This is a genomic window from Myxococcus sp. MH1, assembly GCF_059738865.1.
In genome coordinates this window covers 758999-772935 of record NZ_AP026947.1, presented here as the reverse complement: position 1 = coordinate 772935, position 13937 = coordinate 758999, and the positions used below count along the sequence as shown (strand labels likewise).

Genomic DNA, 13937 nt, shown 5'->3' with positions numbered 1-13937 from the left:
TCACGGTGAAGGCCAGGTCCGCTGCGGACGAGTCCGGGTGTGAAGCAGCGGAACTCCCCGGGGTATGGGGCGCGGCACGTGTTCAAGGAGTGGTGGGGAACAGGAGAGACCCGACTGCGCAGCCGTCGTCGCGGCAGGGCCCCGCGTATAAGCCGAAGGCGAAAGCGAGGGGAGTGCAGCGGGAGTCCGAGGGGGCCGTAGTACCGATGAGGGGCGTGCAGGACAACGCGCCCGGAGGGAAGGGCCCCTGCTTGAGTGGTGCTTGGGTGGGAGGTAAGAGCGAGGGCATGAGCCGCCACGGCGGCTCCAATCTCCCCGGTGGACCAGAGTCCACCGACAAAGTTCGACGACTCCAGCGCAAGCTCTTCGTGGCAGCCAAGCGGTGCAAGGAGCGCCGTTTCCATGCGCTGTATGACCGAGTCCACCGGAGTGACGTCCTGTGGGAAGCGTGGGAGCGGGTTCGACGCAACAAGGGCGCGGCTGGCGTGGATGGAGTCACGCTGGCGGCGGTGGAGCGGTACGGCGCGCAGCGGCTGGTAGAGGAGCTGGGCGAGGTGCTGCGAGCAGGAGCGTACAGGCCGCCCGCGGTACTGAGGCGGTACATCCCCAAGGCGGACGGGAAGCGAAGGCCGCTGGGCATTCCGACGGTGAAGGACCGCATCGTGCAGATGGCGGTGAAGTTGGTGCTGGAGCCGGTATTCGAGGCGGACTTCCTGCCGTCCTCGTATGGCTTCCGGCCTCGCCGAAGCGCGTTGCAGGCCCTGGAGCGCATCCGGGAGGTAGTCAATGCCGGATGTCGCCACGTGCTCGACGCGGATATCCGCGATTACTTCGGCAGCATCGAGCATGAGCTGCTGATGGAGCGGGTGGAGCGACGGGTGTCGGACCGCAGGGTGCTCAAGCTGCTGAGGCAGTGGCTGAGTGCGGGAGTGGTAGAAGAGGGCCGGTACTCCGAGACGGTCTCGGGGACGCCGCAGGGCGGAGTGGTTTCTCCGTTGCTCTCCAACATCTACCTGCACGTCTTCGACAGCGTGTGGCAGCGGCAGTGCGCGCGGGTAGGCGAGCTGGTGCGCTACGCGGATGACTTCGTGGTGCTGTGCAAAAGCCGCGAAGCTGTCGAGGAGGCTGAACGAAGAGTGCGAATCATCTTCGAGAGGCTGAAGCTACGACTGCATCCGGAGAAGACGCGGCGAGTGGAACTCACCGAGGGCAAGGAAGGCTTCGACTTCCTGGGCTGTCACCTGCATCAACGCATGTCGGGCAAGCTGCTGGAGGAGCGTGGCCTCAAGCGCTACTACCTGCACAGATGGCCGTCAGCGCGGAGCATGAAGCGGGTGAGGGCCCGGGTGAAGGAGCTGACGAGTCGTCAGCGGTACGGGGTGAAGGACGTGCGAGTCATCATCGCCGACCTGAATCCGGTGCTGCGAGGGTGGGGCAACTACTTCCGCAGCGGGAATGCAGCCCGGAAGTTCAATCAGCTCGACTCCTACGTGTGCAGGCGGCTGCACCAGTTCATGGTGAAGCGCAGGGGAAGGAACCTGCGAGCCGGACAGGCTCACGAGTGGAATCGGGAATGGTTCTGGGGACAGGGGCTCCACCGATTGCGTGGGACGATTCGTTACCCGAAACCGTGCATGCTGCACGACAACACTCTCGTTAAGCCGTATGCGGGAAAACCGCACGTACGGTTTGAAAGGAGGCGGGTGGAAACGGGCCGCTGACCGGTACCGCGCCACCCATCTACCAATGGCCTCGTCACCCGCCTCCGCCATCGAAGTGCTCCTCATCGAGGACGACGCGCACCTGGCGCGGCTCACCGCCGAGTACCTGGAGCGCCAGGGCGTGAAGACCTGCCTCGCGCGGGACGGGGAGCAGGGGCTGGTGGAGGCCTCGCGCCGCGCGTTCGACGCCATCCTCATCGACATCATGCTGCCCCGGAAGGACGGGCTCACCGTGTGCCGGGAGCTGCGGGAGCGCTCGGCGGTCCCCATCCTCATGCTCACCGCGCGCGGCGAGGAGGCGGACCGGGTGATGGGGCTGGAGCTGGGCGCGGATGACTATCTGCCCAAGCCCTTCTCCTCGCGGGAGCTGCTCGCGCGCATCCAGGCCCTGGTGCGCCGCAGCCGGGGGCACCTGGGCCCCACGCGCGACGTGGTCCGCGTGGGTGGCCTCTCGCTGAGCCGGAGCGCCATGCGGGCCTCGCTGCACGGACAGGCGCTGTCGCTCACGCGGCACGAGTTCACGCTGCTCTTGGGGCTCGCCGAGCGGGCGGGCCGGGTGCTGTCCCGGGAGCAGCTGCTGGAGCTGGCGAAGGGCGGCGACCCTGACGGCCCCGTGGACCGGGCCATCGACGTGCACGTGTCCCGGCTGCGCCAGAAGCTGGGGGACGACGCGCGCAACCCGCGCATGCTCAAGACGGTGCGCGGCGTGGGGTACGTGCTGGAGCAGGGTGAGGAGTCATGAAGCTCTCCGAGCAGCTGCGCCCGCGCCGGATGTTCTGGCGCATCTACCTGTATGGCCTGCTGATGCTGGGGGGCTCCGTCATCGCCCTGGCCATCGTCGCCGAGGCCATCGAGGCCCAGGGCGGCGGACGCATCAAGGAGCTGGACCACAAGCTGGAGCAGGTGGTGAAGCTCGCGCCGACGGATGCTCCCGAGCTCCAGCCGCTGATGCAGTCCATCGTCGCGGAGCATGGGCACCACATCACCCTGTTCGACGTCCAGGGGCGGTTGCGGCGGAGCACGGCGAATCCTCCCCCGCGCATGCTCGATGAAACCGAGTGGCAGACCATCCGGCTGGGCTACAGCTGGATTACACGCGAGGGGACCCTGTTCTGGGTGACGCTCACGTGGCGAGGCTCCACGTTGGATGGCTACATGCTCCGCGAGGCCTCCGCGACCCGGCGCAGCTACATGTTCCTCGGGCTCGTGGTGACCGTCGTCCTGCTGGTGCTCGCGCTGCTGTCGATTCCGCTCGCGCGCGCCATCGCGTCTCCGCTGGAGCGGCTGACGAAGGTGGTGGGCGAGTTCGGCCAGGGTCGACTGTCCGCGCGCGCGAACCTGAAGGGACGCAACGAGGTGGCGATGCTGGGCCACGCCTTCGATGAGATGGCGGCGCGCAAGGAGGCCCTCATCCGGGGACAGAAGGAGCTGATGGCCAACGTCTCCCACGAGCTGCGCACGCCCCTGGCACGCCTGGGCGTGACGCTGGACCTGGTCGAGGACGGTCAGCCCGAGGAGCTGGCGACCCGACTCCCGGAGCTGCGTCGGGACATCGGCGAGCTCCAGCAGCTGGTCGACGGGGTGATGCAGATGGCGCGGCTGGACCTGGAGACGAACCAGGCGGGACAGCCCGGGCCGCGCGTCCAGCGGGTGAGCGTGTCCCTGCCGGACTTCCTGAGGGACACCGCCGAGCGCTTCCAGCGCACCGCGCCCGAGTGCCCGCTCGCGCTGGAGCTGCCCGAGACGCTGCCCACGCTGGAGGTGGACCCGGTGCTGGTGCGACGCGCGCTCCACAACCTGCTCGACAACGCGCGCAAGTACTCGGAGCCGGGGAGCGCCGTGACGCTGCGGGCCGCCGAGGACGGGGACACGGTGCGGATGGAGGTCGAGGACCGGGGCATCGGCGTGAGCGCCACGGACCTGCCTCAGCTCACCACGCCCTTCTTCCGCACGGACCGCAGCCGCGCGCGGGAGACAGGCGGCGTCGGGCTGGGGCTCACGCTGGTGCGCCGCATCGTCGAGGCGCACGGCGGCACGCTGTCGTTCCAGCACGCCGCCGAGAAGGGCACCCGCGCGACGCTCGTGTTTCCGAAGTCGCCGGGCCTCCAATCCGCGGCCTGAGGTCAGAGACCCTTCTTATGCCTCAGCGCCTGTTCGACCTCGGGGAGGAACGGGCCGCCGCCCGTCCGCACATGGGACCAGGTCTTGTACGCATCCAGGACCCCGCCCCGGATGACCTCGGGGACGAAGGTCTGCGGGTGATGCGACGGGTCGCCGACGTCGACGTCCGGTGTGAAGGACTGCCAGCCCTTGCCTCCCACGATGAGCGCGCGGTAGGCCTCGGGCACCGAGCGAGGCTTGCCGGCCTTGGCCCAGATGGCCGTGTTCGAGTCGAGCACCACGGCCCTCGCGGTGAGCGTGCTGCTCGTGCCCAGGCTCGCTTCCGAGTCACCCCCCGTGCCGACGATGACTCCGGACGCCACGACGTCACCGTCCACCGACACGCGCGCGCTGCTCTCGAAGCGGATGTTGCGGGCCTGGAGCTGGCCCGTGATGAACAACGTGCTGACCGCGTAGTCGTCCGTCGTGCAGACGAGGTCACCGGTCGTCACCAGGTCACCGTCGATGACCAGCACCCACGGCCCATCCCCCGTCGTCAGGTCGTGGTCCACGTGGAGGCCGCCCTCGAGGAGCCGAGGCCTGGGCTCCTCGCTCACCAGCGTGCGGTTCTCCAGCAGCCAGTCCCGCATGTCGTGGCCCTTGAAGCGCTCAGCGAGCTCTTCGAAGGACACTTCCCGACCCATCCCGTCCAACGTCTTCGCATCCATTCCTACTCCCCATCTACGTCGCGAGGCGCCGGGCGCTTCTTCCCATAGGCCGCCTCGAGAATCGCATCGCTGCGCAGGCCGCTCGCCTTCGCCGCCTCCACGTCCAGCCCCTCGCCATGTCCCCGTCCGCGTCCCTCGAACACCAGCACGCTCCCGTTGAACGAGGCCGTGCGTGGACATGACGGCAGCTTCAACCCCGAGCGCAACAGCTCACACGGCAGCGAGCGCCCCTCCTCGTACGTCGCCGTCCCATCGCGCTCGGTGAGCAGGTAGTTCACCCGACCCGCCTCGAAGCGCAGCGACACCAGCCCGCGCCCGAGCAGCCGCTCCACCTCGCCACGCGGACGCTCCTGTCTCCACGGCTCCTCGCCGCCCTGCGAGAAGAGCAGCCACTCCTTCCACTTCAGCGCGGGCATCCCCAGCGCCTTCGCGTCATCGCGCTGCACGCGCACCGTGCCCCGGAAGGCCTGACAGTGCGTCGTGTCGCAGACCGCGCGGCCCGGGTGTCGGCTGTGTCGCTCGTTGTGTGCCACCACACGCGCCAGCGCCACGCGCGGCTCGCCCTTCAGCGTCACGTCCTCCGCCGCCACCACGCCCGCCGTGTACTGCAGCCGCGTGGTGCGGAACACGAAGTCCGAGCCCCGCCGGGCCTTCATCGCGCTCGGTGACGTGGGCACACCCTCGGGCGGCCGGTACGCCGGCGGGGGCGACCAGGTGAACACGCCCGCGTAGTCGCGCCCCTCCTCCGGCCCCTTCGGGAAGCGCACGCGCCACGGCGCGCCCAGGCACACCGCCGCGCCCTTCGTCGTCAACGTCTCCAGCCGCGTCCACTCCACTGGAGAGGGCTTCGGCATTCCACCGTCCACCGAGAACCCCACGCCCGGACACCGCGCCTCCACCTCCCGCGCGGGCACCAGGCCCAACACCTGCACCCGCGCCGCCTCCACTCCCGCCTGCTTGCGCGCGCGCGCCAGCGCCGCCGGAATCTCCTCCGCGAACTGCCGAGGCATCTTCCCCGGCCGCACCGCCACCACCACCAGGTCCCCGTCCACCGCGGCAATCCAGCCGTACTGCGGACGACTCGCCGCGTCCCGCACCGTCCCCGTCTTCGTCGACACGCCCGACAGTGCCTTCGACGCGGGCAGCTCCGCCAGCGTCCCCCGGTCCGCGTTGTCCGCGAGCAGCGCCAGCACGTCCGGCCGCGCCTCCGCCAGCAGCCGATACGCCTGCGCCACGCCCCACGGCGACAGCGACAGCGTCGAGCGCAGCCCCACCATGTCCGCCATGTCCGCGGGCGTCCCCGTCAGCCCCAGCGCCGACAACACCGGGCCCCAGGCACCAAAGGCCCTGGGCGCCGAGCCCGCCGCCTCCCAGTCCAGGAAGTACCCGTTGCACGAGCGCAAGAGCGCCGTGCGCGCGTCCACCTTCGCCGGCAGCCCGGGCCCGCAGCTCCACTCCTGCACGTCCACGCGCGGCGCCAGCACCGGGTGCCCCACGCCCGCCGCGTACACGAAGGGCTTGAGCACCGAGCCATACGGCAGCGCGCGCCGCGCCTCGCCCTCCGACAACAGCACCTCACCCGAGTGCCGGCTCACCACCACCGTGGCCGGCCCCGCGGCGCGCACCTCCACCTCCGCCAGCTCGTCGATGGACAGCGGCACCACCCACCGCGCGCCGTCGTGACACTGACGCAGCCGGCGCGACAGCGCCTTGGGGAACCCCACCGACTCACTGAGCAGCCGCGCCAGCGCCCGCCGCGCCCGCGTCGAGTCCACCGCCGGCGACGACGCCAGCTCCGACGCCGCGCGGGACAGGGACTGATAGCCGCCCTCGCGCCACGCCGGCAGCTCACCGCTCACGGCCACCGCGAAGGCCTCGTGGAACAGCCGGTCCTCGCTCGACTGCGGACACGCCCACCACAGCAGTTGGTGCGCCAGCTCGTGCCGCAGCGCCACGCGCAGCCGCTCATCCAACACGCCGGGCGTGTTCTGCCGCAGCTCGACGAGCCCCGGCCGACCCTGCGCGTTGCGCTCGGGGGACAGGGCCGCGCCTCGCTGGAGGAGGATGGAGACCGGGGCCTTCGTCGGCGCCCCACCCGCCTCCGCGGAATACACCGCCTCCAGCGACGCCCAGCCGGCCTCCGCCTCGCGGCGAAGCTCCGACTCGGGCGTCACGTCACCTCGCGTGACGAAGGTGGGGGTGGCCGCCAGCAACACGGCCACCATGGAAGCCCACCCCATCGACTACAGGTCTCCCGTGCCCTTCTTCGACGGGACCACCTTCAGCGAGTCCGCGGCCGTGCGGCCCCGGATGCTCGCGGCGTACATGTCCTCGATGCGCGCGGGCGGCGCGGAGAACGTGCCGGGGAACTGCGCGCGCAGCACGTAGCCCACCGTGCGCGGGCTGTCGCTCCACCACGCCGGCTCCTCGAAGAAGAACGTCGCGCGCTCCGGGCTCAGCACCCGGCGCTTGAGCGCCTCCGGCACCAGGGGCAGCGAGTGCGGAGGACCGCGGAACGCCTTGTCCTCCTGCAGCGCCACGAAGCCCGCGGGCACCGCGTCCTCCACCACGTAGTACGCCGAGCGCACCTTGTTGCCGCCGCGAGCGTCCATCGTCAGCTCCACGTAGACCTCCTCGCCCTGCGCCACCGTGTCGCCCGCGCCCAGCTTCACCTTCCCGCCCTCGCGCAGCACGTAGTAGGCGCGCTGCAGCGACATGCCCTCGGACTGCTCGCGCACCGCGGACAGCGGCGTGAGCGTCGTGGCCTGCAGCGTCGCCACGCCGTCGAAGCCGCCCACGTCCACCGTCCGCGTCCCCGCGGGCAGCGTCGCGACCAGGCCCATGCCGCGCGGCGAGAACTTCACCGCGCCCTTCAGGCCCTTCACCTCCGGCGGCGTCATGCCCTTGAACGCCTTCGCGTCACGCTCCAGGAGCCACAGCGAGTGCAAGAGCGCCGTGCTCCGGTCGAACGTGGACAGGTCCGGCTCCGACAGCATCTCCAGGATGCGGCGGCGCGCGCGGGTGATGTCCAGCGTGCCGAACGAGGCCGCGTGCGCGGCGATGGCCGTCAGGCCCACCCGGCGCAGCGGGAAGCGGAAGAACGCCTCCGACTGCTCCAGCTGCTGGCCCGGCTTGTACGCGGCCAGCGTGGTGAAGCCCTCGGAGCTGCGCTTCACCAGCGCGTTGATGCGCGCCTGCAGCGCCGGCTCCTTGATGACGCCCGCCTTCTCCGCCGCGAGCACCGCCAGCGCCAGCGGGTAGAGCTCCCCGGACTCGGAGGACTCCACCAGCGCGCGCACCCGCGCCGCCTGCTTCGGACCGTCCAGCCGCGCCAGCACGTACGCGCGCGTCGCGTCGTACTCGGGCGACAGGTCCTGCTGCGCCTCCAGCCAGCGCGCGCTCTCCACCAGCCGCGGATCCGTGCGCTCCACCAGCCCCGCCTCCGCCGCGTACGCCAGGCCGTCCAGCGCGATGAGCGTGAGCGGCAGGCTCGGCGTCTCGTAGCCACCGAACCACGTGAAGCCGCCGCCCTTCACCGACAGGTTGAGGATGCGCGCGGTGCCCTGCACCGAGCGGCTGCGCGCCTCCGCCAAGAGCGCCTGCGTGTCGGTGTCCAGCTTCGCCACCGCGCCCGCCTGCTGCAGCACCTGGTACACCGCCACGTTCGGCACCGTCGTGGACACCAGCTGCTCCAGGCACCCGTACGGGTACGTGAGCAGCTCACGCACGTTGGACAGCGCCGCGTCGACGATGGACGGCTGGAGCACCAGCTCCACGCTCGCGAGCGTCGCCTCCTTCGCCGCGGGCACCTCCAGCGCGCCGCCACCCCAGGCGCTCACCTTCACCACGTCCCGCACCGCCGCCGGCTCCACCTGGAACAGCTTGCGGTCCTTGAGCGGGTCCTTCGCGCCCGCCACGTCCACCAGCAGCTGCGCGTCGCCCGTCGCCGAGGCGCGCAGCGTCAGCGGCACCACCTTCTCGCCGCCCTTGGCCAGCTCCACCTTGTGCTGGGACTGGTCCGCCTTCAGCGCACCCGCGGACGCGAGCTTCACGTCGAGCAGCTGGCTGGCCGGCGACTTCTCCCCCGCGGACAGGCGGATGGAGGCGAGCGCCTCGTCCCCCTCGCGCAGGAACTGCGGCAGCGCCGCGTACAGGTTCAGCCCGCCGCGCGTGGCGAACTCGGAGGTGCTCTCACCGAAGCGACCGGACGTGTCCGCCGCCACCGCCGTCACCACCCACAGCGTCTGGTTGGACGGCAGCGTGAAGCGCACCGTGGCGCGGCCATCGCGGTCCGTCACCACCGATGGGTCCCAGTGCGCCGTGTCCTTCTCCAGGTCCTTCGCCTGACGGTTCGGAGGCTTGATGGACGCGAAGGCATGGTCGGGCAGGCCCGCCATCTTGCGCGCCAGCGCCTCGCCGTAGCCGTAGCCCTGGAACTCCGCCGAGTAGAAGTTGGACACGTTGTTGCGCGCCGGCGGGTAGAAGAAGTCCAGCACGCGCGGACGGAACTCGGACTGGATGGCGTAGACGGCCTTGTCCACCACGCCCACGGAGAGCTGGGCCACCACGCCCTTGCCCTCGTAATCCGTGACGCGCAGGTCGATGGTCTGCTCCGTCAGCGGCGTGGCCTCGGCCCGGCGCGGCTGCAGCTCCACGGTGAGCGTGCGCTCGCGCGGAATCACCCGGAACGCCACCGTGCGCTCCTCCCAGCGGCCCGTCGACGTGGGGTACGCCACGGACGCGTACACCGCGCCGCCGAAGCGCTTCTCCACGTTGAAGCTGTGCACCAGCGTGCGGCCCTTGAGCGCCACCACCTGCGTGTCGAAGAGCGTGGCCCCCGCGAGCGTCACCCACACCGGGCCCTCGTCGCGCCCCCCCGCGCCCCAGCCATCCGGCATCAGCGCCACCAGCCGCGCCGTGTCGCCCGGCTCCAGCGTGCCCGACAGCGAGGCCAGCGTGAGGTTGGGCACCTGCGCCACCGCCTCGTCCGCCGAGCCGATGACCAGCAGCGACTCCTCGCCCTGCCACACCTCGCCGCGCTTGTCCTTCACCGTCACGCGCGAGAGCACCGCGCCGACGTCCGAGGTGGGCACCTTCTCGCGGTGCGTGCCGTCCGCCGCCGTGGTGAACGAGCGCTTGCCCAGGCTCTTCTCCGAGCCGTCGGCGCGGCGCAGCACGAACTCCACCTCGCCCTGCGTGACGCCGTACGCCTTGCCCGACAGCGTGGTGGCGCGCACCGACAGCGTCGCCTCGCCGCCCTTGGACACCACCGCGTCCGAGTAGCGCGCGGTGCCCAGCACCTCCACCTTCGACAGGAAGAACGACGTCGTCGAGTTGGCGAACGTCTCCTGGTCATCCCGCGCGCGCACCGTCAGCGAGTAACGGTACGGCAGCCGGTCCTCACCGGGCTTGAGCTCCGGGACCGCCACTTCAATCTGCGCCTCGCCCTCCGCGCTGAACGCGGTGGCGCTCGCCCACGGGTCCTCGCTCGCGCCGCGCTCGGCCACGGAGGAGTACAGCCGCTCGGGCACGCTCAGCTTGCCCTCGGTGCTGGACGCCGAGCCGTACGTCACGTCGCTGCCCTGCCCGCCCTTGCCGGCGTCATCCACCCACGCGGGCGCGTCCAGCAGGCTGCGGTAGAGGAACACCTCGTACTTCGCGCCGTCGGGCACGCCGCCCGCGTACCGACGCGCGCGCACCTTCACGCGCAGCGCCTGGCCGGGCACCACCGTCTCCGACTCCGGCTCCGCCTCCAGGTAGAACGTCGGCTTCACGTAGTCCTGCACGCGCGCCTCGCCCTGGTGCGGCTGCCCGTCCAGCTCCGCCGACACGCGCAGCACGCCCGTGCCCAGGTCGTCCGGAACCTTGAGCGTGCCGTTGAACGCGCCGAACTCGTCCACCGACGCGCGCGTGGTGAGGGCCCGGCCCTCCTGCGAGATGAGCTTCACCGTCACCTCGCGCTTCTTCGGCGTGAACAGCCGCGCCAGGAACGTGTCCGGCTGGCGCACCACGCCGCGGAACTTCACCTCGTGGCCCGGCTTGTAGATGGGACGGTCGCTGTAGATGAACACGTCCGGCGTCACCGCCAGCGTCGAGTAGAAGTCCGTGTCGACAATCGCCGTGTCCCCGCCCGCCGACGCCGTGGCGATGATGCGCGGCTCGGTCACCTCCAGCCGCACCTCGCCCTTCGCGTCCGTCTTGCCCGTGGGGCCCTTGCCCTTGGACAGGAACACCTGCACCTGCGCGCCCACCGCGGGCTTCTGGTCCTTGCCCGCCACGCGCACCAGCACCTCATTGTCCGTCTGCTTCAGCTGCACCGTCAGGTCCGTGACGACCAGCACCACCTGGCCCTCGATGAGGCCCTGCACCAGCTGGAGCACGTAGGTGCCCGCGGGCAGCGGCGCCAGCAACACGCGGCGCTCCTGGAAGCCGTAGCCCCCGCCCGAGCTGAAGCCCGGCACGTTGAAGTCGCGCTCGGCGCCGCCCAGGTCCAGGTTGAGCCACTGGCTGCGCGTCACGGTGAAGCCCGGCGGCACACCCACCAGCTTCTTGGGACCCTCGGACACCTTGGCCAGCGGCTCGCTGGAGCCCGGCACGTCCGCGGCCTCGGGCAGCGCGTCGTTCACCGTGTCGCGGAAGCCCACGTTGAGCGAGTTGAGCAGCCAGTGCCCCGGCAGCGTCACCGCGTTGACGCCGCGGCTGAGCGCGCGGCCCGGGTTGTTCATCGTCGGCGGCGTCTGGTACGCGCGCCGCAAATCCCCCTGGGCGCGGATGAACGCGTCCAGGTTGTCCGGCTTGAGCACGCGCAGCTCCACGGGCCCCTTGTCCTCGAAGGCCACGTCCACCGCCACCGGCTCTCCGCTGCCATAGGCGCGCGGCACGGTGATGTAGAGCGGCTTGGCCATCGCCACGCCGGACAGCGCCACCGCCGCCAGTACCGCGAGTCGAGCTACCATCCTCATGACCCGAAACCTCCAGGAACCAACGAATCGCCGCGCACGGTGCCGCGCAGGCCCAGGTACGGCAGCGACTCCAGGTCGCGCCGCGCCGCTTCGATTTCAGGGGGCGTCGCCTTCTGCATCGGCGCGCCACGCCCCACGCGGGACTCGGACAGGTACCCGTCCATGGTGAGCCCGCCGAACAGCCGTCCCAGGTTCACCCCGAAGGACAGCGAGGTGGGCTCACGCAGCCCCGCAACCACCGGCCCCGCCGCCGCGAGCATGCTGGGCTTGTTGCCCGAGCACGACATGCGCAGCGTGTTCATCTCCGACTCGCTCGACGCGAGCACCACGTGATTGCACAGGGTGGCCCGCTGCACGGTGTGGCTGCCGCCGGTGAAGATGGCCTCCAGCGCCGGCGCGTCCTCCGCGCGGCCCCACAGCACCGCCACCTCCTGCGGCAGCGACGCGTCGCCCCGCGGCGTCCACGTCACCGCCACCTGGCGCGTGCGCGTGGGCCCCTCGCCTCCGGACGCCCAGAACGCCTTGAGCGACTCGGCCGTCAGCGTCTCGGGCAGCTTCAGCTGCATGGCCAGCAGCACCGGCGTCTCCTCGGGCACCAGCTTCAGCAGCTCGTCGGACAGGGGCGCCGTGTCCAGGCGCGCGGTGCCCTCCATCAGCGCTCCCGCGATGCCACGGCCCACCAGCCGGTCGCCCTCCACGCCGAACTGCAGGCGCGTGTCCTCGGACAGCCCCAGCACGTGGGTGAAGAGGTGCGCGTCACGGCCGAAGGTCTGCGGCTGGAAGCCCAGCTCCACGTCCACGCCGTCGCTGGCCTCGAGCTTCGGAAGGTCCGCGCACAGGCCCTGGAGCACCGCCACCGGGTGGCGCGCGAAGACGACCCGGTCGGCGACCTTGGCCGCCCACAGCGTCTGCTCCGCCACCAGCCAGCGCTTGAGCTCCACGCCGTCCGCCTTCGGCGCGGGCGTGCCGCCCGGGCACGTCTTCGCCGTCAGCGTGCCGCGGCTCGCCACCGAGTCCAGCACGTCGTAGGCGGAGACCATGGAGGTCCGCGAGCCGGGGACGATGAAGGCGGGCGTGCTCGCGCGCGCGTCACCGGCGAACCACGTCACGCGGAAGGGCGTGTCGCCGAGCTTGCCGAGCATCAGGTCCAGCACCGCGCCCTTGAAGTCGGCCTTGAGGTCCTCGCCGGTGGAGCCGAAGAACGCGGCCCAGCCTCCGACGAAGCCCTGGCCCAGGGGCTGGGAGAGCTGCGAGCGCAGCCACGCGTTGCGCGCCAGCGCGTCACGCACCCTGGCCGGGTGGTGCACGTCCAGCCACACGGCCGGGGGCGCGCCCGAGCCGGGCACCTCCATGTCGGCCGTGGTGGGCTCCGGCAGGCCGTCCACCTCGGGAGGCGGCACGGAGCCGTTGGCGCTCGCGCCGGTGATGAGGGGCGTGTGGGGCGTGCCGTCGCCGCCGGTGGAACCGGTGCGACGGCCCATCAGGAACGCGCCGGCGACCAGCGCGCCGACGACGACCACACCCGCGCCGATGAGCACTCCCTTGGGAGGGCCCGAGCGGGGCGGAGGGCTCGCCGGGGGCGGCGGCGTGCCCGGAGGCGGGCTCGACACAGACGTCATGGCATCCACTCCTTGAGACGGAAATAGCCGACGAAGGCGTTGTTGGAGGGCACGGGGCGCCACTCGCGCGGCGCCTCGTCGGCGAGATTGTGGAGGAGCCCGGTGCGCACCTGGGCGCCCTTCTCCCCCGGGTGGTAGACGACACGCGCTGGCGCGTGGGCCCGGTCCTCGGGGCGCACCACCAGCATGAGATGGAAGACGGGGCCTGAGTCATGCTCGTGGAGGAACGCGAGCACGTCGCCGGTGCGCAGCGACTCGCGCGTGGCGTCGTCGCGGCCCAGCAGCACCATGTTGCGGCGCACCAGCGTCTCCGCGTCCGCGAAGTCGGTGGGCGTGCCGCGCGCGTCGGTCCACAGCGGCGTCTCCAGCCGCGCGGGGGCGATGCGCTTGTACGCGGTGCGCACGGCGAAGCGGATGAGGCCCGCGCAGTCACGCTGGTCCGGATGCCACGCGGGGTCCTGCTTGCGCACCTGCGCGAGCGCCACCTGCGCCACCTGCCGGCGCAACAGCACGTCGCGCGACTCGGGCGCTGGGACCAGCACGGCCTGCGTCCCCGAGGTGGCCGCGGGCGTGGAGCCCGCCTGCGGCGCGGCATACGCCACGAGCGGCGCAGAGGCATCCCTCAACGTCGCATGCGACGCAAAGCCCTCTCGCGGTGCCGCGTGCGCCACGAGCGCGGCCGCTTCCCACGGTGCCGCGTGCGACGCGGAGCCCGCCTGCGGCGCGAGCGCGGACACATCCCTCGGCGCCCCGAGGGACACGGGCGCGGAGGAACTCACGAGCAGGATGAGAGGCAGGGCGAGCATG

General features: G+C 71.4%; 8 protein-coding genes. 3 read left to right on the top strand and 5 right to left on the bottom strand.

What is annotated here, in order from left to right; translation table 11 throughout:
• Nucleotides 1-287 precede the first annotated feature (287 nt).
• Genes ltrA through AC6JA9_RS03185 form a run of 3 tightly spaced genes read left to right on the top strand, consistent with a single transcriptional unit; the run spans nucleotide 288 to nucleotide 3842 of the window.
• Complete coding sequence (ltrA, locus tag AC6JA9_RS03195; RefSeq protein WP_408888341.1) at nucleotides 288-1721, top strand: group II intron reverse transcriptase/maturase; 1434 nt, start codon at nucleotides 288-290, stop codon at nucleotides 1719-1721.
• Nucleotides 1722-1746: 25 nt separating this feature from the next.
• Nucleotides 1747-2463 (top strand): response regulator transcription factor, encoded by a 717-nt coding sequence (locus tag AC6JA9_RS03190; protein ID WP_223749858.1) that lies wholly within the window; start codon nucleotides 1747-1749, stop codon nucleotides 2461-2463.
• The gene (locus AC6JA9_RS03185; protein WP_223782322.1) at nucleotides 2460-3842 is read left to right on the top strand and encodes a sensor histidine kinase; all 1383 of its coding nucleotides are present in this window, start codon (nucleotides 2460-2462) and stop codon (nucleotides 3840-3842) included. Before AC6JA9_RS03190 ends, AC6JA9_RS03185 begins: the two co-directional genes overlap by 4 nt.
• A 2-nt stretch (nucleotides 3843-3844) precedes the next feature.
• On the opposite strand, the gene AC6JA9_RS03180 is transcribed toward AC6JA9_RS03185, so the two are convergent.
• Genes AC6JA9_RS03180 through AC6JA9_RS03160 form a run of 5 tightly spaced genes read right to left on the bottom strand, consistent with a single transcriptional unit; the run spans nucleotide 3845 to nucleotide 13936 of the window.
• A complete protein-coding gene (locus tag AC6JA9_RS03180; RefSeq protein ID WP_497959063.1) occupies nucleotides 3845-4549 on the bottom strand; it encodes a hypothetical protein in 705 nt (234 codons plus the stop codon).
• A 2-nt stretch (nucleotides 4550-4551) separates the two neighbouring features.
• A complete protein-coding gene (locus AC6JA9_RS03175; RefSeq protein ID WP_497959062.1) occupies nucleotides 4552-6789 on the bottom strand; it encodes a hypothetical protein in 2238 nt (745 codons plus the stop codon).
• 3 nt (nucleotides 6790-6792) lie between these two features.
• Nucleotides 6793-11511, bottom strand: a complete 4719-nt coding sequence (locus tag AC6JA9_RS03170) for an alpha-2-macroglobulin family protein (RefSeq protein ID WP_497959061.1) — start codon at nucleotides 11509-11511, stop codon at nucleotides 6793-6795.
• Nucleotides 11508-13130: a hypothetical protein gene (locus AC6JA9_RS03165; RefSeq protein ID WP_497959060.1), complete on the bottom strand. Its 1623-nt coding sequence runs from the start codon at nucleotides 13128-13130 to the stop codon at nucleotides 11508-11510. The genes AC6JA9_RS03170 and AC6JA9_RS03165 overlap by 4 nt, the downstream gene beginning before the upstream one ends.
• Complete coding sequence (locus AC6JA9_RS03160) at nucleotides 13127-13936, bottom strand: DUF1175 family protein (RefSeq protein ID WP_223782317.1); 810 nt, start codon at nucleotides 13934-13936, stop codon at nucleotides 13127-13129. Before AC6JA9_RS03160 ends, AC6JA9_RS03165 begins: the two co-directional genes overlap by 4 nt.
• Nucleotide 13937 lies beyond the last annotated feature (1 nt).

Coding starts and splice junctions, on each gene's coding strand:
- AC6JA9_RS03165 (WP_497959060.1), bottom strand. CDS start 13,130: ATGACGTCTGTGTCGAGCCCGCCTCCGGGCACGCCGCCGCCCCCGGCG.
- AC6JA9_RS03190 (WP_223749858.1), top strand. CDS start 1,747: ATGGCCTCGTCACCCGCCTCCGCCATCGAAGTGCTCCTCATCGAGGAC.
- AC6JA9_RS03185 (WP_223782322.1), top strand. CDS start 2,460: ATGAAGCTCTCCGAGCAGCTGCGCCCGCGCCGGATGTTCTGGCGCATC.
- AC6JA9_RS03180 (WP_497959063.1), bottom strand. CDS start 4,549: ATGGATGCGAAGACGTTGGACGGGATGGGTCGGGAAGTGTCCTTCGAA.
- ltrA (WP_408888341.1), top strand. CDS start 288: ATGAGCCGCCACGGCGGCTCCAATCTCCCCGGTGGACCAGAGTCCACC.
- AC6JA9_RS03170 (WP_497959061.1), bottom strand. CDS start 11,511: ATGAGGATGGTAGCTCGACTCGCGGTACTGGCGGCGGTGGCGCTGTCC.
- AC6JA9_RS03175 (WP_497959062.1), bottom strand. CDS start 6,789: ATGGGGTGGGCTTCCATGGTGGCCGTGTTGCTGGCGGCCACCCCCACC.
- AC6JA9_RS03160 (WP_223782317.1), bottom strand. CDS start 13,936: ATGCTCGCCCTGCCTCTCATCCTGCTCGTGAGTTCCTCCGCGCCCGTG.